This window comes from Bradyrhizobium sp. dw_411 (assembly GCF_018449695.1).
Lineage (GTDB): Bacteria > Pseudomonadota > Alphaproteobacteria > Rhizobiales > Xanthobacteraceae > Bradyrhizobium.
In genome coordinates this window covers 52711-72999 of sequence record NZ_JAAVUY010000006.1, presented here as the reverse complement: position 1 = coordinate 72999, position 20289 = coordinate 52711, and the positions used below count along the sequence as shown (strand labels likewise).

Annotated in this window: 18 protein-coding genes; 16 read left to right on the top strand and 2 right to left on the bottom strand. The window is 62.3% G+C overall.

Going from position 1 to position 20289, the window contains the following annotated elements; genetic code table 11:
* The first annotated feature begins 235 nt into the window (after positions 1 to 235).
* The gene (locus tag HB676_RS11580; RefSeq protein ID WP_213737931.1) at positions 236 to 2020 is read left to right on the top strand and encodes a tetratricopeptide repeat protein; all 1785 of its coding nucleotides are present in this window, start codon (positions 236 to 238) and stop codon (positions 2018 to 2020) included.
* A gap of 18 nt (positions 2021 to 2038) precedes the next feature.
* A complete protein-coding gene (locus HB676_RS11575; RefSeq protein ID WP_213737930.1) occupies positions 2039 to 2917 on the top strand; it encodes a 4-(cytidine 5'-diphospho)-2-C-methyl-D-erythritol kinase in 879 nt (292 codons plus the stop codon).
* Positions 2918 to 3134: 217 nt separating this feature from the next.
* On the opposite strand, the gene HB676_RS11570 is transcribed toward HB676_RS11575, so the two are convergent.
* Positions 3135 to 4145: a polyprenyl synthetase family protein gene (locus tag HB676_RS11570; RefSeq protein ID WP_213737929.1), complete on the bottom strand. Its 1011-nt coding sequence runs from the start codon at positions 4143 to 4145 to the stop codon at positions 3135 to 3137.
* 144 nt (positions 4146 to 4289) lie between these two features.
* Here HB676_RS11570 and HB676_RS11565 point away from each other — a divergent pair, with 144 nt between their 5' ends.
* From HB676_RS11565 to HB676_RS11530, 8 genes are all read left to right on the top strand, one after another.
* A complete protein-coding gene (locus HB676_RS11565; protein ID WP_213737928.1) occupies positions 4290 to 4517 on the top strand; it encodes a DUF2007 domain-containing protein in 228 nt (75 codons plus the stop codon).
* Positions 4510 to 5277: a methyltransferase gene (locus HB676_RS11560; protein WP_213737927.1), complete on the top strand. Its 768-nt coding sequence runs from the start codon at positions 4510 to 4512 to the stop codon at positions 5275 to 5277. The genes HB676_RS11565 and HB676_RS11560 overlap by 8 nt, the downstream gene beginning before the upstream one ends.
* Positions 5278 to 5552: 275 nt before the next feature.
* Positions 5553 to 6455 carry a S49 family peptidase gene (locus tag HB676_RS11555; protein ID WP_249780217.1) on the top strand — a complete coding sequence of 301 codons (903 nt, stop codon included), beginning with the start codon at positions 5553 to 5555 and terminating at the stop codon, positions 6453 to 6455.
* 106 nt (positions 6456 to 6561) lie between these two features.
* On the top strand, positions 6562 to 6753 hold the full coding sequence (locus HB676_RS11550) for a hypothetical protein (RefSeq protein ID WP_213737925.1): 192 nt from the start codon (positions 6562 to 6564) through the stop codon (positions 6751 to 6753).
* Positions 6754 to 6835: 82 nt separating this feature from the next.
* Entirely contained in the window at positions 6836 to 7783 is a 948-nt protein-coding gene (locus tag HB676_RS11545; RefSeq protein WP_213737924.1) for a glycine--tRNA ligase subunit alpha, read from the top strand.
* A 143-nt stretch (positions 7784 to 7926) separates the two neighbouring features.
* Positions 7927 to 8370, top strand: a complete 444-nt coding sequence (locus tag HB676_RS11540) for a DUF559 domain-containing protein (protein ID WP_249780195.1) — start codon at positions 7927 to 7929, stop codon at positions 8368 to 8370.
* Entirely contained in the window at positions 8370 to 10544 is a 2175-nt protein-coding gene (gene glyS / locus HB676_RS11535) for a glycine--tRNA ligase subunit beta (RefSeq protein ID WP_213737923.1), read from the top strand. Before HB676_RS11540 ends, glyS begins: the two co-directional genes overlap by 1 nt.
* A gap of 7 nt (positions 10545 to 10551) precedes the next feature.
* On the top strand, positions 10552 to 11142 hold the full coding sequence (locus tag HB676_RS11530; protein WP_213737922.1) for a class I SAM-dependent methyltransferase: 591 nt from the start codon (positions 10552 to 10554) through the stop codon (positions 11140 to 11142).
* Between the two features lie 206 nt (positions 11143 to 11348).
* Here HB676_RS11530 and HB676_RS11525 read toward each other — a convergent pair whose 3' ends face one another.
* Complete coding sequence (locus tag HB676_RS11525) at positions 11349 to 11711, bottom strand: DUF1236 domain-containing protein (RefSeq protein ID WP_213737921.1); 363 nt, start codon at positions 11709 to 11711, stop codon at positions 11349 to 11351.
* A 245-nt stretch (positions 11712 to 11956) separates the two neighbouring features.
* On the opposite strand from HB676_RS11525, the gene HB676_RS11520 reads away from it, so the two are divergent.
* From HB676_RS11520 to HB676_RS11495, 6 genes are all read left to right on the top strand, one after another.
* Positions 11957 to 12112 (top strand): DUF3096 domain-containing protein, encoded by a 156-nt coding sequence (locus tag HB676_RS11520; protein WP_213737920.1) that lies wholly within the window; start codon positions 11957 to 11959, stop codon positions 12110 to 12112.
* 99 nt (positions 12113 to 12211) lie between these two features.
* Positions 12212 to 15109, top strand: coding sequence for a pyruvate, phosphate dikinase (gene ppdK / locus HB676_RS11515; RefSeq protein ID WP_213737919.1), 2898 nt, complete (start codon positions 12212 to 12214; stop codon positions 15107 to 15109).
* Positions 15110 to 15498: 389 nt separating this feature from the next.
* On the top strand, positions 15499 to 16956 hold the full coding sequence (locus HB676_RS11510; protein ID WP_213737918.1) for a cell wall hydrolase: 1458 nt from the start codon (positions 15499 to 15501) through the stop codon (positions 16954 to 16956).
* A gap of 198 nt (positions 16957 to 17154) precedes the next feature.
* Entirely contained in the window at positions 17155 to 18405 is a 1251-nt protein-coding gene (locus tag HB676_RS11505; RefSeq protein WP_213737917.1) for an MFS transporter, read from the top strand.
* A 50-nt stretch (positions 18406 to 18455) separates the two neighbouring features.
* Entirely contained in the window at positions 18456 to 19442 is a 987-nt protein-coding gene (locus HB676_RS11500) for an acryloyl-CoA reductase (protein WP_213737916.1), read from the top strand.
* Between the two features lie 113 nt (positions 19443 to 19555).
* Complete coding sequence (locus HB676_RS11495; RefSeq protein ID WP_213737915.1) at positions 19556 to 20164, top strand: hypothetical protein; 609 nt, start codon at positions 19556 to 19558, stop codon at positions 20162 to 20164.
* Positions 20165 to 20289 lie beyond the last annotated feature (125 nt).

Sequence of the window (20289 nt, the reverse complement as noted above, 5' to 3'; positions counted from 1 at the left end):
CCTGCCGTCCCCCACCCCATCCGGCCACGATACCGCCACACTGGAAGCGTTTTCAGGCTAGGTCGGCTGGATTGGCGGCCACCGGGCCTTTTTCCCCGATCGATTCGTCACCCCGTATCCTTGCGGTTGATCGCCAAAAGCGGCATTGTCGCATGGCTTGATGCCGCCGATCGGGTTCGCATTCGAGATTGATCGTAAGATCCTGCCGTAAATCCTGGAGCTAGGGCGAACCGTGATGTTTTCCATTCGTTTGAATCGCTGGACGATCGCCGCTTTTGCCCTCACCGCGCTGGCGCTGCCCGGCTCGGTTTCGGCGCAGACCCCCGATCATCCGGCTGACAACTCCGCGCAATTCCCTTCCGGCCGCGATATGAAATCGATGACGGTGTCGGGCAGCTATCTGGCCGCCCGCCATGCCAGCGTGGAGCGCGACGCCGCTTCGGCGGCGACGTTCTATCGCTCCGCGCTTCGCGTCGATCCGAAGAACAATGAATTGCTGGATCGGGCCTTCATCTCCTCGCTCGCGGATGGCGACATCGAGGAAGCCGTCAAGCTCGCCGACCGGATTCTGACGATCGACAAAACCAATCGCGTCGCCCGTCTCGTGATCGGCGTGCGCGATCTGAAGCAGAAGAAATATGCGAGCGCGCAGAGCAACATCAACCAGTCGATTCGCGGGCCGATTACCGATCTGGTCGCGACGCTGCTGTCGGGCTGGGCCGCTTACGGCGGCGGCGACGCCAAGGCGGCGGTCGCCAACATCGACAAGCTGACCGGTCCGGAATGGTACCCGCTGTTCAAGGACCTGCACACCGGCATGATCCTGGAGCTCGCGGGCAAGGACAAGGACGCCGGCGTGCGTCTGGAGCGCGCCTACAAGCTCGACGATTCCATGCTGCGTGTCGCCGACGACTATGCGCGCTGGCTGACGCGCAACAAGGATGATCCGGCGGCGCTCGCCATCTATGAAGCCTTCGACAAGAAACTGCCGCGCCATCCGCTGGTGCTGGAAGGCCTGCGCGAAACCAAAGCCGGCAAGAAACTGTCGCCGCTGGTGGATTCGCCGCAGACCGGCGCTGCCGAGGCCCTTTATGGTATTGGCGCGACGCTGACCCGCCGCGGCGGCGAGGATCTCGCGCTGGTCTATCTGCAGCTCGCGCTGTATCTCGCGCCCAATCATCCGCTGGCGCTGTTGTCGCTGGCCGATCTCTACGAGTCGGTGAAGAAGCCGGCGATGGCGATCAAGGTCTATGAGCGGATGCCGGCGTCCTCGCCGCTGAAGCGCAACGCGCAGATTCAGCTCGCGACCAATCTCGACGCCGCCGACCGCAGCGACGAGGCGATCAAGATTTTGAAAACCGTGACGACGGAAGATCCGAAGGATCTCGAAGCCATCATGGCGCTCGGCAATGTCGAGCGCGGCCGCAAGAAGTTCGCCGATTGCGCCGTGACCTACACGCAGGGCATCAACGCCTTGCCGGATAACGCCGACAAGACCAGCGCGATCTACTATTACTACCGTGGCATCTGCGAGGAGCGTTCCAAGCAGTGGAGCAAGGCCGAAGCGGATATGCGCAAGGCGCTCGAGCTGCAGCCCGAGCAGCCGCATGTCATGAACTATCTCGGCTACTCGTGGATCGATCAGGGCATCAACCTCGACGAAGGCATGAAGCTGATCAAGCGCGCCGTCGATCAGCGCCCGGATGACGGTTATATCGTGGACTCGCTGGGCTGGGCCTATTACCGCATCGGCAATTACGAGGATGCGGTGAAGAATCTCGAGCGTGCGATCGATCTCAAGCCCGAAGATCCGACCATCAACGACCATCTTGGCGACGCCTATTGGCGCATCGGCCGCACGCTGGAAGCGAAATTCCAGTGGGCGCATGCCCGCGACCTCAAGCCCGAGCCGGAGGATCTGCCGAAGATCGAAGCCAAGATCGAAAACGGCCTGCCCGACGACGCCTCCTCGTCGGCGGCTTCCGCGGACAAGAAAAAAGAAGACGGCAAGGGCGGCTGATCGAAGGGCTGGTCGCCAATGCTGATCGAAGAGGCGCGTGCCAAGGTCAACCTGACCCTTCGGGTGGTTGGGCGCCGCGTTGATGGCTATCACGATCTGGAAAGCCTGGTGGCATTCGCCGATTGCGCCGATCGCCTCAGCCTGACGCCTGGGCCGGGCCTTGATCTCACCACCATCGGACCGCTCGCGAGCGCGTGCGGCGAGACCGCCGACAATCTGGTGCTCAAGGCGGCGCGATTGCTGGGCGAGCGCGTGGCCGATCTGAAGGCCGGCAGTTTCACCCTCGACAAGGTGTTGCCGGTCGCTGCCGGGATCGGCGGTGGTTCGGCCGACGCGGCGGCGGCGCTGCGCCTGCTGGCAAAGCTCAACGGCCTTGCGCTCGATGACGACAGGCTGCTGGAAGTCGCATTGCTGACCGGCGCCGATGTGCCGGTGTGTCTGGCGTCGCAGCCCTGCGACATGACCGGCGTCGGCGAAAACCTGCTGCCGCTGAGCCTGCCGAAAATGCCCTGCGTGATGGTGAATCCGCGCGTCGCGGTCGCGACCAAGGACGTGTTCAGCGCGCTGGGCTTGCGCAACGGCGAACTGCTGGTCGGTTTTAGCGACATCATCCAGGCGCCCACGTGGCCCGAGGCAGGCGCCTCAGTCGAGGACTGGGTGGACGCACTCGCTGAAAGTTCCAACGACCTCGAAGCCCCGGCGATGCGCATTCAGCCCGTGATCACTGAAGTGATCGCGGCGCTCAACGCCGCCAATGGCGCCTGGCTGGCGCGGATGTCGGGATCGGGCGCGACATGCTTTGCGATCTTTGAAAACACCGCCGAAGCGCAGCGTGCGGCACAGAAAATCCAGCTCGATCACCCGCAATGGTGGGTGCATGCGGGGGTGTTGAGTTGAGAGGCCTTTGACATTTGTAGGATGGGTTGAGCGCAGCGAAACCCATCGACTCCTCGCAAGCCATTGATGGGTATCGCTACGCTCCACCCATCCTACGTTCTGTCATCGCTCGCAAAATCTTTTGTAGGGTGGGCAAAGGCGTCTTCGCCGTGCCCACCATTTAGGTCCGACGCAATTTGGTGGGCACGCTTCGCTTTGCCCACCCTACGTTTTCATTTCAATGCGATCTCGCCAGGCAGAACGCGACCACCTGTTCCAGCGCGGTCTTCATCGGCGAGGCGGGAAACAGCGCCAGCGCATCGACCGCCATCGCGCCGTAATGCTGGGCGCGGCTGATGGTGTCCTCGAGCGCGCGGTGCTTGGTCATCAAACCGATGGCGTGATCGAGATCGCCGTCGCCGATCTCGCCGCGCTCCAGCGCATTGACCCAGAACGTCCGCTCGCTGTCATTGCCGCGGCGGAACGCCAGCACCACCGGCAGCGTGATCTTGCCCTCGCGGAAATCGTCGCCGATGTTCTTGCCGAGCTTGGCGGCCTTGCCGCCATAGTCGAGCACATCGTCCACCAGCTGGAAGGCGATGCCGAGATTCATGCCGACCGAGCGGCAGGCGGTCTGTTCGGCCTTCGGGCGATTGGCGATCACGGGGCCGACTTCGCAGGCCGCCGCGAACAATTCGGCGGTCTTGCCGCGGATCACCGCGAGATATTCGTCCTCGGTGGTCGCGGTGTTTTTCGCCGCGGCGAGTTGCATCACTTCGCCCTCGGCGATGGTCGCCGCGGCCGATGACAGAATGTCGAGCGCGCGCAGCGAGCCGACCTCGACCATCATGCGAAAGGCCTGGCCGAGCAGGAAGTCGCCGACCAGCACGCTGGCCTCATTGCCCCACAGCATGCGCGCGGACAATTTGCCGCGCCGCAGTTCGCTTTCGTCGACCACGTCGTCATGCAGCAGGGTGGCGGTGTGCATGAACTCGACCGAGGCGGCGAGCTTGATATGGCCGTCGCCGGTGTAGCCGGTCAGGTTGGCCATCGCCAGCGTCAGCATCGGGCGCAGCCGCTTGCCGCCTGAGGAAATCAGGTGGTTGGCGACCTCGGGGATCATGGTGACTTCCGAGCCGGTTCGCGACAGGATGGTGGCGTTGACACGCGCCATATCGGTCGCGACAAGCTCGACCAGCTGATCTATCGAAGCGTTCGAGGGGCTTTCGAAGGGTACAATAACCGCCACGCTGGTCTCCACATTTGCCCAATTGGCTCTATCCTCGGATATAACAATAGAAAGTGCCGGCTAGCGCGGCAAGGGCGCGAAGGCGATAACACGCGTCACAAGCCGTCGCGGCCGGCCGATAAAATCGATAAAGGAGAGCCAAAGGTGCGGGAATTGGTTCGGACCAACGATATCGTGCTGGTTTCAGCCATCGGCGCGCTGCTCGACGGCGCGAATATCCATCATCTGGTGCTGGACCAGAATATGAGCATTATCGAGGGCTCGCTGGGGGTGCTTCCGCGCCGGATTCTGGTCCATGAGGACGATAATCGCGCGGCACGCCAGATTCTGCGCGATGCCGGCCTGTCCCACGAGCTGCGGGCCGATGACTGAGCCAGGTGGCCCCTTCACCGAGGACGGGTTTCTCGGCGGGAAACTACGCTTGCGGCAGCTCAAATCAGGTCACCGCGCCGGCCACGATGCGATTTTGCTGGCGGCGGCGACCTCGGCTCGATCAAGCGATCGTGTGGTTGAGTTGGGGGCCGGGGTCGGCGCGGCGGGGCTGGCGCTCGCCAAAAGAGTGCCCGGGATAGAACTCGTTCTGGTTGAAATCGACGCGGCGCTGGCGGAGCTGGCGCGCGGCAACGCCGCGGCCAATGGGATCGCGGCCGAGGTCGTGGTGCTGGATGTGATGTCCGGCGCGGGCGAGTTTGCCGGCGCGGGGATGGCTCCAGACAGCGCCGATGTTGTCTTGATGAATCCGCCGTTCAACGACGCCGCGCGCCACCGCGCCTCGCCGGACAAATCGCGCGAGATTGCGCATGTGGCGAGCGATGCGACGCTGGAGGGCTGGATTCACGCCGCGCGGCGGATGCTGAAGTCCGGTGGCGTCCTCACCATGATCTGGCGTGCGGACGGTCTGGCCGAACTGCTGGCGGCGCTCGATCGCGGTTTTGGCAGTCTTGCGATCTTGCCGGTTCATGGCGATGCGGCGTCCCCGGCGATACGGGTGCTGGTTCGCGCTATCAAGGGCGGCAAGGCGCCGCTGCGGCTGCACGCCGCGCTGATACTTAATGATGAGGCTGCAACGCCCAATCGGCAGGTGCAGGACATTTTAGCGGGAAAGGGGGTATTGCCGCTGGCGACGCTATAGCGGACAAGATTATTGCGGAAGTGACTTGCTTATTGGGGAAGCGACTTATTGGGGAAGTGACTTATTGGGGAAGCGACTTGGAGCGCTGCTGCTCCGGCGCGGAAGTGAAGTGGATCGCCGTCAAAAGGCTACCGATCAGCACCATCAGCAGATAAATTTTCATGACTGTCTCCGCTGCATCGTGCATTCCAACTAGCACGGTAATGCAAAAGGTGATCCCCCAGTTCAATGACAGTCGCGTGATAAGAAAGCGTTAACTTTGAGGTAACGGCATGATGGAACAGACGGCACCTTCCGGGAAATCGCCCGGCCTGATCGACCGGTTGATGGAATGGCTTCCGGCACGTCTGCGGCGCGGAACCGCGGTGGTGCCTGTGGTCCGGCTGTCGGGCGTGATTGGCGCGGTGACGCCGCTGCGGCCGGGCATGTCGCTGGCCGGCGTCGCCCGCACGCTCGAGCGTGCCTTCGCGACCAAGAACGCCAAGGCCGTCGCGCTGGTGATCAATTCGCCCGGTGGCTCTCCGGTACAGTCACGCCAGATCTATTTGCGCATCCGGCAACTCGCTGCGGAAAAGAAGCTGCCGGTGCTGGTGTTCGTCGAGGATGTCGCGGCCTCGGGCGGCTATATGATTGCGTGCGCGGGCGATGAAATATTCTGCGATCCGTCTTCGATTTTGGGCTCGATCGGCGTGGTCGGCGGTTCCTTCGGATTTCAGGAGCTGATCAAGAAGGTGGGCGTCGAGCGGCGGCTGTATACGGCCGGCGCGCACAAGGCGATGCTCGATCCGTTCCTGCCGGAAAACCCCGACGACGTCGCGCGCGTGAAAGCGCTTCAGCGCGAGATCCACGCCATCTTCATCGCGCTGGTGAAAGAGAGCCGGGGTTCGCGCCTCAAGGGCGCAGAGGATGTGCTGTTCACCGGCGAATATTGGGCGGGCGAGACTTCGATTTCATTGGGTCTTGCCGACGCGATCGGCGATCTGCGTTCGACCCTGAAGGCCCGCTACGGCGACAAGGTGCTGACGCCGGTGATCGCGCCGGCGAGCGGGATGCTGTCCGGCCTGCTCGGCCGCCGCTCAGCGGGAACAGTGGCCTCGCTGGAGGCGCTTCCCGGCCTGCCGGAGGAGGTGATTTCAGCGCTGGAAACCCGGGCAATTTGGGCCAAATTCGGGTTTTGAGGGCGGATTGCCCGCGTTATTTGGTCTCGGAGATGTCAATTGCGGACCGGGCCCGCTTGGGAGAGAATGTGGAAGTGGGGCGTGACGAATGGACAAGGATCGACCGATGCCGCCGCTTATCGCATTCGCGGGCGCCTTGGGTGGGCTGGCCGTGGTTCGCTGGGCCTACCGGACAGCCGTACGAATCAATCTGGAATTGGACGAGGCTCGTCGCGTGCGGGTCGCGGAGACCTCCCGGTCGCACGATATTCCGACCCTGCGGCGCGATCCCATCACCGGCGCCTATCGCCCGGGCTGAAACTGCTCGCCTTGATTCCCCGGTCCGCCGCCGATACGGTCCCGCGCGTCTCTGACCCCCCTCGCGAAGACCTGACCCGACGATGGATTCCCTGCCTCCACACATGCGCCCGGAACGCTCGTTCCAGGGACTGATCCTGACGCTGCAGCGTTATTGGGCGGATTACGGCTGCGTGATCCTGCAACCCTACGACATGGAAGTGGGCGCCGGCACCTTTCATCCCGCCACCACGCTGCGCGCGCTTGGCCCCAAGCGCTGGAACGCGGCCTATGTGCAGCCATCGCGACGGCCGAAGGATGGCCGCTACGGCGAAAATCCCAACCGGCTGCAGCATTATTACCAGTTTCAGGTGATCCTGAAGCCGTCGCCGCCTGATATCCAGGACCTCTATCTGAAATCGCTTGCCGCGATCGGCGTCGATTCGCATCTGCATGATATTCGCTTTGTCGAGGACGACTGGGAAAGCCCGACGCTCGGCGCGTGGGGGCTGGGCTGGGAATGCTGGTGCGACGGCATGGAAGTGTCGCAGTTCACTTACTTCCAGCAGGTCGCGGGTGTCGAATGCGCGCCGGTCGCGGGCGAGCTTACTTACGGGCTCGAGCGGCTCGCGATGTATGTGCAGGGCGTCGACCGCGTCTACGACCTCAATTTCAACGGCCGCGACGGCAATGACCGTGTCAGCTATGGCGACGTGTTCCTGCAGGCCGAGCAGGAATATTCGCGGCACAATTTCGAACACTCCGACGCCGACATGCTGTTCAAGCAATTCTCGATGGCCGAGGAAGCCTGCAGGAAATATCTCGAGGCCGGCTGGAAAGACGGCAAGCGCGAAGCACATCTGATGGCGCTGCCGGCCTATGACCAGTGCATCAAGGCCAGCCATGTGTTCAATTTGCTCGACGCCCGCGGCGTGATCTCGGTGACCGAACGGCAAAGCTACATCATGCGCGTGCGCGAACTCGCGAAGGCTTGCGGCGAGGCGTGGGTGCACACGGAAGCAGGCGGGGCGGGTTCTTCACCCTCCCCTTGAGGGGGAGGGTCGCTCGCCCATGCTTGGGCGAGCGGGGTGGGGTGATCAGCCGGCGGTTTTCGAAGTTGGGTTTTTCAGATTCGGTGACGCCTCTGCTCCCCTCCCCCTTGCGGGGAGGGGTCGGGGGTGGGGGTCTACAGGCGATGAACTATATGATTGAATCCAGCGCGATGGATGACCGCCAGCAAGAGTTTGCGCGCCGGATGCGCGCGCAGCCGACCGATGCCGAGCGCGTGCTTTGGCAGCGGCTTCGCCATGACATTGCGTTAGTGGGTTCGCATTTTCGACGACAAGCCGTTATCGGTCCGTTTATCGTTGATTTCGCCAGCCGCAAGGCGAAGCTCGTCATCGAACTCGATGGCGGACAGCATAGTTGGCAGCAGGCAGCGGACGCACAGCGCACGCGCACAATTGAGGCCGCCGGATATCGTGTTTTGCGTTTCTGGAACAACGATGTGCTTGGCAACCTTGAAGGGGTACTCAGCGAAATTCAGCGCGGGTTGCCCCCCACCCCCGACCCCTCCCCGCAAGGGGGAGGGGAGCCGCGCCAGCGTGCGCCACGACGTCCTCGCAAAGAGCGCAACTGATGCCCGATCTTCTCCTCGAATTATTCTCCGAAGAAATTCCCGCGCGGATGCAGGCGAAGGCGGCGGATGATCTGCGACGCATGGTCACCGACAAGCTGGTGGCCGAGGGGCTGGTCTATGAAGGCGCCAAGGCGTTCGCGACGCCGCGGCGGCTGGCGCTGACGGTGCATGGCATTCCCGCGCGGCAATCCGACCTGAAGGAAGAGCGCAAGGGACCGCGGGTCGGCGGGCCGGACGCGGCCATCCAGGGCTTTCTCAAAGCGACGGGTCTCGCCTCGCTCGACGAAGCCAAGATCCAGCGCGATCCGAAGAAGGGCGATTTCTATATCGCGCTGATCGAAAAGCCCGGCCGCGCCACGCTCGACGCGCTCGCCGACATGCTGCCGGTGATTGTCAGGACTTTCCCGTGGCCGAAATCGATGCGCTGGGGCGAGCGCTCGGCCAAGCCAGGCGCGCTGCAATGGGTGCGGCCGCTGCACACCATCATCGCCACCTTCGGCATCGAGACCGAAGAGCCTGACGTGGTGAAATTCGACGTTGCGGGCATCGAGGCGGGCCAGACCACCTATGGCCATCGCTTCATGGCGCCGGCGCCGATCAGCGTGCGCCGCTTCGAGGATTACGAGGCCAAGCTGAAGGCCGCGAAGGTCGTGCTCGATCCGCAGGCCCGCAAGGACATCATCCTGGCTGACGCCAAGCAGCTCGCCTTCGCGCAGGGATTTGAGCTGGTCGAGGATCAAGTGCTGCTCGATGAAGTCGCAGGACTGGTCGAATGGCCTGTTGTGCTGATGGGCTCGTTCGACGAGGCGTTCCTGTCGATCCCGGGCGAGGTGATCCGGGCTACGATCCGCAACAACCAGAAATGCTTTGTGGTCAGCGATCCCAAGACGGGCAAGCTGACCAACAAATTCATCCTCACCGCCAACATCGAAGCGTCGGACGGCGGCAAGGCCATCGTTGCCGGCAACGAGCGCGTGATACGCGCGCGGCTGAGCGACGCGAAGTTTTTCTACCAGACCGATCTGAAGACCAAGCTGGAAGACCGGCTGCCGAAATTCGACGGCATCGTGTTTCACGAAAAGCTCGGCACGCAGGGCGAGCGCATCAAGCGTATCGAACGACTGGCGGCCGAGATCGCGCCCTTGGTCGGCGCCGACGTCGAAAAGACAAAGCGCGCCGCGCATCTGGCAAAGGCGGATTTGCTGACCGAAGTGGTTGGCGAATTCCCGGAGCTGCAGGGCCTGATGGGCAAGTATTACGCGCTGGCGCAGGGCGAGGATGCGTCTGTCGCGGCTGCGAGCGAAGAACATTACAAGCCGCAGGGGCCGGCGGATCGCGTGCCGAGCGATCCCGTGAGTGTTGCCGTAGCATTGGCAGACAAGATCGATACGCTGGTCGGGTTTTGGGCGATCGATGAGAAGCCGACGGGAAGCAAGGACCCTTATGCGCTACGGAGAGCAGCGCTGGGTGTAATCAGAATTTTGATCAGCAATGATCTCCGGATTCCGTTGGCAGAAGCTTTTGGGCATGCAATTGCGGGATTCGTCTCTCAAGACAATGCTCATGTTCGCAAAGGTGTGGAGAGTTGGGCGTTACCAGCTGAGTCTGTTCGGGGGGCGTTGAGTTCGTCTTTTGATGCGTGGACCGCAGGAGGCGTTCGAGTATTTGTTTCAGATCGCCTAAAAGTCCAACTCCGCGACCAGGGCGCGCGTCACGATCTCGTCGACGCCGTCTTCGCGCTCGAAGGTCAGGACGATCTCCTGATGGTGGTCCGCCGTGTCGAGGCGCTCGGAAAATTTCTCGATACCGACGATGGCAAGAACCTGCTCGCCGGCACCAAGCGCGCGGCGAATATCCTGCGCATTGAAGAGAAGAAGGACGGCAAGGCCTTTGATGGCGCGCCGGATGCGGCGCTCTATAGTCTCGATGAGGAAAAGACGCTCGCGAAAGCGATCGATCAGGTGAAAGCGGAGGCCGGTGCGGCCGTGGCGAAAGAAGACTTTGCCGCGGCGATGAGCGCGATGGCCAAGCTGCGCCCGGCGGTCGATGCGTTTTTCGACAAAGTGAAGGTCAACGACGACAACGCCGCCGTGCGTGAAAATCGCTTAAAGCTGCTCAACGAAATCCGCGCCGCGACGCGCGCTGTGGCGGATTTTTCCAAGATCCAGGATTGAGGCTGCGATGGATCGCCTCACGCTCGCCGCTTATGACAATGACGCGGCGGCGTTTGCGCAGGATTGGCACGAGCAGCCCGCGCCGGTCGATCTGCAGGAGATCGTCGCGCGGTTCTTCATCCCCGGCGGCACGTCAGCCGATATCGGCTGCGGCTCCGGGCGTGAGGTGGCGTGGCTGAGCGCGAATGGGTTTCCGGCCACGGGATTCGATGCGTCCGAAGGCTTGTTGGCGGAAGCGCGTTCGCGATATCCCGGATTGAAGTTTGCGCATGCGGAATTGCCTGCGCTTCACGGCATCGCGGCTAATGCTTCCGACAATGTGCTGTGCGAAACCGTGATCATGCATCTCGATCAGGCGCAGATCGCGCCGTCGGTGCGCCGCATGTTCGATATCGTCAAGCCAAGCGGGGTGTTCTATCTGAGTTGGCGTGTAACTGAAGATGCCGACCAACGGGACAAGCATCAGCGGCTTTATGCGGCGTTCGACGCTGAGTTGGTGCGCAAGGAATTGGCGGCGGCGACGTTCTTGCTCGATGAGGAGGTCGTGAGCGCATCCTCGGGCAAGAAGATTCACCGGATCGTGGTGCGGAAGTCTTAGAAGCTGCCGTCATTGCGAGCGCAGCGAAGCAATCCAGGTCTGAGCTTGCTGCGCGATGGATTGCTTCGCTGCGCTCGCAATGACGGAGTTCTTCTCGGGATACGAGCGCCACCAAAAAAACAAAAGCCCCGCCCGGGTGGGGGGAACCCGGGCGGGGCCTTGATGTCCGGTCGCCGCTGCGGAAACCCGGACAGTGTTCAGGCGTGTTACTCGACCACCTGAACGATACGGCGCGAGCGCGGTTCGACCAGCACGGTACGGCCGTTCACGACGGTATAACGATAGGGCGTGGCGCCGAAGGTCTGCGGCACGTCGTAATAGGTTACGCCGGCTTCCGGCAGTACGCCGCCGACCACGACGCGATCCGGAACGGTGTATTCGGGCACGTGTTCGCGCACGATATATTCACGGAACGCCGGGCGCTGATCGGCGGCGATGCCGTCGACATCGTCGTTGATCACGACGCTGCCGCCGCGCACGATGCCGACGGTGTCGCTCTGTGCCTGCGCCGTGATCGATGCACTCATGGCGATGGTGATCGCTGAGATGGCCAATAGTTTGTTCCGCATATCCAAAACTCCTTCGCGATGATTGCGTGCCGGCTTGGCGCCCGCACGCAAACCGACCCAATTCATCGCGCAGGGCATCGTTCCCCAGAAATCTGATGCTGGGCCGCTGCAAGATTCGGCAATTTTTGGGTGTCACGGAACCCGTTGAAGCGACATGCGTCTCCTATCGTGGAACCGCGCCAGCGGATAAAATGCGCCCCTCTCGATTCGACATTTTTCCAACATATTCCAGCGGAGACAGATCTATGGTCATCACGTCAGCCCATATTCAGCCCATCGTGGCCCTGATTGCGGGCGTCCTCATTCTGATCATGCCGCGCTTTCTCAATCTGGTGGTCGCGATCTATCTGATTTTCATCGGTTTGGCGGGTTTGGGCCTGTTCAAGATGTTCCACGTGTAGGCCTTGCAGGTCATTGGGACAGGCTTCGCGTCTTGCGCGGAGCCGCCCAAAGTGGTGTAAGGCGCGCACTTCCCTCCCTCTCGCGGATGTTTGCAAGTCATGGCCAAAGCCGTCGCCAAGTCTAAGAAAATCGCAGCGAAATCAAAGTCATCCAGGCCGGTTCGGGCGAAGACCGCTCCGGCAGCCTCGGCCCGCAAGCCACTCACAAAGAGCGCAGCCAAGCCGACGCCCAAGCCCGTTAACAAGCCCGCCGGCAAATCGGCCAGCAAGGCAACCGTGGCGAAAGCCGCGGTGAAGCCCGCCGTCGACGCCGCGAAAGCTGGAAAATGGGTGTTCACATTCGGCGACGGCAAGGCCGAGGGCAAAGCGGAGTTGCGCGATTTGCTGGGCGGCAAGGGAGCCAATCTGGCCGAGATGGCCAATCTCGGCCTGCCGGTGCCTCCGGGCTTCACGATTCCGACCTCGGTCTGCACGTATTTTTACGCCCACGACAAATCCTATCCGGCGGCGTTGAAAGCGCAGGTCGAGAAGGCGCTCGATCATGTCGGCAAACTGGCCGGAAAGTCGTTTGGCGATTCTAGAAATCCGCTGCTGGTGTCGGTGCGTTCAGGTGGACGCGCCTCGATGCCGGGCATGATGGATACCGTGCTCAATCTCGGCCTCAACGACAAGACAGTTGAGGCGCTGGCTGAATTGTCCGGCGATCGCCGCTTCGCCTATGACAGCTATCGCCGTTTCATCACGATGTATTCGGATGTCGTGCTCGGCTTCGAGCATCATCACTTCGAAGACATTCTCGACACCTTCAAGGACAGTCAGGGCTATACGCTCGACACCGATTTGACGGGCGATGACTGGGTCGATCTGGTCGGCCGTTACAAGGATGCGGTGGCGCGCGAGACCGGCGCGGATTTCCCGCAGGACCCGCACGCGCAATTGTGGGGCGCGATCGGTGCGGTGTTCTCGTCCTGGATGAATGCGCGCGCGGTGACCTATCGCCGGCTGCACGACATTCCGGAATCCTGGGGCACCGCCGTCAACGTGCAGGCGATGGTGTTCGGCAATATGGGCGAGACCTCGGCCACCGGTGTTGCGTTCACGCGCAATCCGTCGACCGGCGAGAGCAAGCTTTACGGCGAATTCCTGATCAACGCGCAGGGTGAAGACGTGGTCGCGGGCATCCGCACGCCGCAGGACATCACGGAATATGCGCGCAAGGAATCCGGTTCCGACAAGGCATCGATGGAAACCGCGATGCCCGAGGCGTTCAAGGAGCTGACGCGGATCTACACGATGCTCGAAAAGCACTACCGCGACATGCAGGACATGGAATTCACGGTCGAGCAGGGCAAATTGTGGATGCTGCAGACCCGCGGCGGCAAGCGCACCGCGAAAGCAGCGCTGCGCATTGCCGTCGAACTCGCCAATGAAGGCCTGATCTCCAAGAAAGATGCCGTGTCGCGGATCGATCCCGCGTCGCTGGATCAATTGCTGCATCCGACCATCGATCCCGCCGCCAAGCGCGATATCATCGCAACTGGTCTGCCGGCTTCGCCCGGCGCCGCCGCCGGCGAAATCGTGTTCTCGTCCGATGAGGCCGCGAAACTTCAAGCCGACGGCCGCAAGGTCATCCTGGTGCGGATCGAGACCAGCCCTGAAGACATTCACGGCATGCATGCGGCCGAAGGCATTCTCACCACCCGCGGCGGCATGACCTCGCACGCCGCGGTGGTCGCGCGCGGCATGGGCAAGCCCTGCGTCTCCGGCTGCGGCAGCATCCGCGTCGATTACGGCCGCGGCACCATGAGCATCGGCTCGCGCACCTTCAAGACCGGCGACGTCATCACCATCGACGGATCGGTGGGGCAGGTTCTGGCCGGGCGGATGCCGATGATCGAGCCGGAACTGTCGGGCGAATTCGGCACGCTGATGGGTTGGGCGGATTCCGTGCGCAAGCTCGGCGTTCGCGTCAATGGCGATACGCCGGATGACGCGCGCACCGCGATCAAGTTCGGCGCCGAAGGCATCGGGCTGTGCCGTACCGAGCACATGTTCTTCGAGGAGACTCGTATTCGCACCGTGCGCGAGATGATTCTCGCCGAGGACGAACAGACCCGCCGCGCTGCACTGGCGAAATTGCTGCCGATGCAGCGCGCGGATTTCGTCGAATTGTTCGAGATCATGAAGGGGCTGCCGGTCACGATCCGGCTGCTCGATCCGCCGCTGCATGAATTCCTGCCGCACACGCAAGCCGAGATCGAGGAAGTCGCGCGTGCGATGAACACCGATCCGCGGCGGCTGGCCGATCGCGCCCGCGATCTCGCGGAATTCAATCCGATGCTCGGCTTCCGCGGTTGCCGGCTGGCGATCGCCTATCCTGAAATCGCCGAGATGCAGGCGCGTGCCATTTTCGAGGCCGCGGTCGAAGCCGGCAAGCGCACCGGCAAGGCCGTCGGGCTTGAAGTGATGGTGCCGCTGATCGCGACCAAGGCCGAGTTCGATCTGGTCAAGGCGCGGATCGACGCCACCGCGCAGTCGGTGATGAAGGAAACCGGCACCAAGCTGAGCTATCAGGTTGGCACCATGATCGAGTTGCCGCGCGCCTGCCTGATGGCTGGCGAAGTCGCCGAAACTGCCGAATTCTTTTCGTTCGGCACCAACGATCTCACGCAAACCACCTACGGCATCAGCCGCGACGACGCCGCCGGATTCCTCGGCACCTACATCGCCAAGGGCATCCTGGCGATCGATCCGTTCATCTCGGTCGATCGCGACGGTGTCGGCGAGCTGGTGAAGATCGGTGTGGCGCGCGGCCGCAAGACGCGCCCCGGCCTCAAGGTCGGCATTTGCGGCGAACATGGCGGCGATCCCGCATCGGTCGCGTTCTGCCACGAGATCGGCCTCGACTACGTCTCGTGCTCGCCCTACCGCGTGCCGATCGCGAGGCTTGCAGCGGCGCAGGCCGCGCTCGGCAAGGCTGTGACAAGCCAGGCTTGAGTCAAAAATTCACACCGTCATTCCGGGATGGTGCGTAGCACCAGACCCGGAATCTCGAGATTCCGGGTTCGCGCTATGCGCGCCCCGGAATGGTGTCGTTGCGTGATCGATCCATTGATGCCGCGCGATCATGGAACTCACCGCCATCCCGCAAAACTTTCTTCATCATTTTTGTTGACGCGATATTTACCACTTTATTCCTGTCGCCATTTACCAACACTTTTGATGTGATCCGCGCAAACGCAGCAATTCCTTGCGTGTATCGCGCCTGCAACGCCGATTAACTCCCTCGCAACCTAAATTCGATATCACCAAAAAAGATCGAATTGCACGGATGTACTGAAGTTCGGTCCTGCGTGTGTGTAGCGTTGCGTTGCGTGAGTGTATCAATGTTAGTAGTGCGTAACCGGCCGAAGGGCGCGCGTTTCGCGTTCTTCGGCCTTGGTCTTTGCGCTTTCGCATTGACCCCGACAGAAGTCGGATATCAGGATATCGCATCACTGCTGGCTCGGCAGCCGGGTGTCGCTGAGCGCTGGCAAAGCCGCGTCTTCTCCGCCGCCAGCAATATCCAGGTTGCCACCTACAGCTTCGGCCATCCGATCGGCACGTCCACCCCGCAAGCCGCGACCTATCGGCTCGCGAGCCTTGATAATCAAGGCATCGACATCACAGGTTCCGTGACGCGCAATCCGATTGCTCAGCCGCCGGCGCGCTATCAAGCGTCCGATTTTCCCAAGGTCGACCGCACGCTGAAGGGTGACCGTCTCGTTGCGATTCCGCAGCAGACCGAGCCGCCCGCGGAAGTCGCGCCCGTGCCTGAAGACCCCTCGACCTCCAATGCGTCCGTCAGGGGTGCCAAATCCGCTGCGTTGACGCCGGTTGCGACGCCAACTCAGCTTGATCCGGAACTGGCGGAGGCGCTGAGCGCTCCGCCGCTTCCGCAATATGATGTTTCGCTGTCGCTCGAAACCCAGCCGCTCGACGACATGAAGATCGCTCCCGACGTCGCGGCCGCGCCGCTCGAGAACAGCGCGTCGCATGACGGTTTCTCGATGAAGACCGCGAGTCTTTTTTTCGGCAGCAACTCGCTCGGCGCTTCGGTGTCCAACATGGAGCGCTGGCAGCCCGGCGAGGAGCCCATGATCGTGATGCCGGGTGCTGTGCCCGATCCCGACATGAAGGTGATGGCGTCGTTGCCCACGGCGGCGGATGAATTGCCCAAGGCCGGCGATAGCGGCGAGAGCATCGCCGCCAAGGGCGAAGTCAACTCGGACAATCAGCGCGCCAAGACGCCTGCCGAACGGCTCGGCCTGTTCGATGAGAAGTCACGCGCCAAGTCCGAAAAATGCCTCGCCGAAGCCGTGTATTTCGAGGCCCGCGGTGAAGCCGTGCGCGGCCAGATCGCGGTCGCGCAGGTGGTGATGAACCGGACTTTCTCGGGCTTCTACCCGAACACCGTGTGCGGCGTGGTCTACCAGAACAAGCATCGTCATCTGGCGTGCCAGTTCACCTTTGCCTGCGACAACATCGCCGATGTCGTGCGCGAGCCCGATATGTGGGACCGCGCCCAGAAGATTTCCAAGGCGATGCTTGACGGCCAATTGTGGTTGCCGGAAGTCGACAAGTCGACGCACTACCACGCTTATTGGGTGCGCCCGTCTTGGGTCAACGAGATGAAGAAGATGTACAAATTCGGCGTGCACACCTTCTATCGGCCCCGCGCCTGGGGCGACGGCAGCGAAGCGCCGAGCTGGGGCACGTCTGCGCAGACCGCTGAAATCTCGGCGAAGCTCGCGGAAGCCGCCAAGAGTTCGGCGGAAATCTCCGATACCACGGTGCGGCGCTAAACACGGAATTTAAAGTACGCTCGCTGCCCGCCCGCCAATCGCAGGGCAGCCTTGCAACGGCGCGTTTGGCCGCATGGCGGGTTGGGATTTCCATGCTAATGCATTAACTTGGGCGCCGCGCTGACATGGCGGTGTCGGCGTGTGCCAATCCGCCGAATTTTTTTTGGCGCGATCCGCACCAACCCTCGAGGAATCTGCATGGCTGCGACCGAAGGCGATCTGCGTCCGATGCCCGCTGCGAGCTGGCGCACGCCGCTGGTGATCGTGGTGTGCGGCTGCCTGATCGGCATGCTGACATTCGGTCCGCGCTCGGCATTCGGATTCTTCATGCAGCCGATGAGCCGGGAGTTCGCCTGGGGCCGTGACGTCTTCGCTCTCGCGCTGGCGATCCAGAATCTGTTGTGGGGTATCGGCCAGCCGCTCGCCGGCGCGATCGCCGACCGTTTCGGCAGCCTGCGGGTGATTTCCGCCGGTGCGGTGATGTATGCGGCGGGCCTGGTTGTCATGCGTTATGGCACGACGCCGTCGTCGCTCGACCTCAGCGCCGGTGTCCTGATCGGCCTCGGTCTGTCCGGCTGTTCGTTCAACCTGATTTTGTCGTCGTTTGGAAAGCTGCTGCCGCCGGAATGGCGCGGCGTCGCGCTGGGTGCCGGCACCGCCGCAGGATCGTTTGGGCAATTCATATTCGCGCCGTTCGGGGTGGCGATGCTGGACAATTTCGGCTGGCAGCCGGCGCTGCTGGTGTTTGCCGGTCTGATGCTGCTGGTGGTGCCGCTCTCGCTGGCGCTGGCGACGCCGGCCGCTCCAACCACCGGAACCGCCGCTGTAGCGCAGCAGCAGACTTTCAAGAATGCGCTGGCCGAGGCGTTCGGCCATCGCTCTTATGTCCTGCTGGTGCTCGGCTTCTTTACCTGCGGATTTCAGCTCGCCTTCATCACCGTGCATATGCCGGCCTATCTGGTCGATCGCGGTGTGCCGGTTCAGATCGGCGGCTGGGTGATCGCCACCATCGGTCTGTTCAACATCATCGGATCGGTCGGCGTCGGCTGGCTGCAGAGCCGGCTTCCGAAGCGCTACATTCTCTCCGCGCTCTATTTCACGCGCGCGCTAACGATCGCAGCCTTTATCACGCTGCCGATCACGACCTTCTCCGCGATCATGTTCGGGGTCTTCACCGGCCTGACCTGGCTCTCGACGGTGCCGCCCACCTCAAGCCTGGTCGCGGTGATGTTCGGTACGCGCTGGCTGGCGACGCTGTATGGCTTTGCGTTTTTCAGCCACCAGGTCGGCGGCTTTCTCGGCGTGCTGCTCGGCGGCATCGTGTTCGAGAAATTCGGATCGTATACGCCGATCTGGTGGCTGTCGGTGCTGTTCGGCGTGCTGTCGGCGCTGATCAATTTACCGATCGTGGAGGCGCCGGTCGCCCGCCCGGTTGCGCAGCCGGCCTGATCCGGTAAACATCCCTGAGCTTGGAAAAGCAGAACTCGCAGGAGGCGCCGGTGGGAACGTTCAAGGCAATCAGGATCGACAAGGCGGAAAAAGGTACCACCGCTGCGCTCACACAATTCGACGAAGCCGATCTGATGGACGGCGATGTCACCATCCGGGTCGAATGGTCGACGCTGAATTATAAAGACGGCTTGGCCATCACCGGCAAGGCGCCGGTGGTGCGGCGGTTTCCGATGATTGCTGGCGTGGACCTGGCGGGGACCGTCGAGCAGTCGTCGCATCCGCAATGGAAAGCCGGCGACAAGGTGGTCTGCAACGGCTGGGGCCTGGGCGAGACCCATCTCGGCGCCTATGCCGAGAAGGCCCGCGTCAAGGGCGACTGGCTGGTGCGATTGCCGGATACCATATCGACCCGCGACGCGATGGCGATCGGGACCGCCGGCTACACCGCGATGCTGGCGGTGATGGCGCTCGAAAAGCAGGGCCTCACCCCGAAGGACGGTCCGATCGTCGTCACCGGCGCCGCCGGAGGGGTCGGTTCGGTGGCGATTGCGGTGCTTGCGAAGCTCGGGTTTCACGTCATCGCCTCGACCGGGCGGATGTCGGAAACCGACTATTTGAAGGGTCTCGGCGCGGCCGAGGTGATCGACCGCAATGAACTGTCGGGACCGGCCAAGCCGCTCGCCAAAGAGCGCTGGGCCGGCGGCATCGACAGCGTCGGCTCGACCACGCTGGCCAATATCCTCTCGATGACCAAATACCGGGGCGCTGTCGCCGCCTGCGGTCTTGCCGCCGGTATGGACCTGCCGTCCTCGGTGGCGCCGTTTATTTTGCGCGGAGTGTGTCTGTTGGGTATCGATTCCGTGATGTGCCCGATTGAGTTGCGAAAAGCCGCCTGGAGCCGCCTTGCGAGCGATCTGGATTCCAGAAAACTTACTGAAATTACTCATGAAATTGATCTTGACGGGGTTTTCGAGGCCGCTGTAAAAATCCTCGCCGGCCAGGTCCGCGGTCGAATCGTGGTAAAAATTCTCTAAGCTTGTTCAGACTTTACCAACCAAGCTGCTCCAATGTTGCCACTGTTGGTATGGTAAGCACCGGGTAAAGAAACATGAGTTTGCCCGTGCTCGGTAAAAGTCGGAGTTACAGCATGCTTGCGCGTTTCGTGTTGGGGGCCGTGGCGGCCGGTGCGTTGATAGCGCCCGCTCTGGCCGGGCAGATGAATGCCGAAGAGGCCCGCAAGTTTGTCTCCGGCAAGGTGTTCGCCTTTACCTGTTTCGACGGTACCCGCGGCGCAGGCCGGGTGCTTGATGACATGGGCGCAACGGGTGCCGTGCAGTTCAGCGGCTCTGGTCCGGTTCGTCATTTGAGATTGCCCGGCAATACGCTGCAGATCCGCGGCCAGGCCGTGTGCGCGTCGATTAAGGGCATCCCGTTCGAGCCGTGCTTCAATCTCGACAAGAAAGACGAAGTCAGCTTCCGCGGATCGGTCTCGGGCATGGGCTTCGCCTATTGCGATTTCCGTCATCAGGGCGCTGCGCAGATGCTGATGGCGCGGGCCGTGGCCCATCCGATGCGTCCGCGTTCGCTGGCGCCGCCGGACCAAACCGGATCGGTCGAAGTATCCGCGCGGGTCGAAACACCCCGCGTCGAGAGCGCCAGGATGGAGCCGATCAAGGCAGAAGTGAAGTCCGAGCCTGCCAAGTCCGAATCTGCAAAATCCGAGTCAGCTCCGGAACTGCGCCGCTCGACCGACTGACGCGGCATCTTCTTTAACGGCTGTAGAACGAATCCTTCAACGTGGTGGCTCGTGACGAGCGTTGGCGCATATGCGCGCATACCGGGCCGTAGTCCTACGGAGCGATATTTTCATGTCATGGTAAC